This is a genomic window from Micromonospora sp. BL1 (genome assembly GCF_003667485.1).
GTDB lineage: Bacteria > Actinomycetota > Actinomycetes > Mycobacteriales > Micromonosporaceae > Micromonospora > Micromonospora tulbaghiae.
The window spans coordinates 1-467 of the sequence record NZ_RCVK01000405.1; the positions used below are offsets into that span (position 1 = coordinate 1).

General features: G+C 72.4%; 1 protein-coding gene. It reads left to right on the forward strand.

Going from position 1 to position 467, the window contains the following annotated elements; genetic code table 11:
* Window positions 1-7 precede the first annotated feature (7 nt).
* A partial coding sequence (locus tag EAD96_RS29800) for an ABC transporter ATP-binding protein (protein ID WP_147457957.1) occupies window positions 8-467 on the forward strand: 460 nt, incomplete at its 3' end.

Sequence of the window (467 nt, forward strand, 5' to 3'; positions counted from 1 at the left end):
GGGGAAGCTGGTCAAGACGTACGGCCGCAACCGCGGCCTGACCGGGCTGGACCTACGGGTCGAGCCCGGCGAGGTGTACGGGTTCCTCGGCCCGAACGGGGCCGGCAAGTCCACCACCATCCGGCTGCTGCTCGACCTGATCCGCCCGACCAGCGGCCGGGTCAGCGTGCTCGGCGCGGACCCCCGCCGCGCCGGGGTGGCACTGCGCCGCCGGATCGGCTACCTGGCCGGCGACTTCGTCGTCGACGGCCGGCAGACTGCCCGCGAGCTGCTGACCTACCTGGGCAACCTGCGCGGCCGGGTGCCCCGGACTCGGATCGAGGAGCTGGCCGACCGGCTCGACCTGGACCTCGGCCGGCGGATCAAGGGGTTGAGCAAGGGCAACCGGCAGAAGGTCGGCGTGGTGCAGGCGTTCATGCACGAACCGGAGCTGCTCATCCTCGACGAACCGACCAGTGGGCTGGACC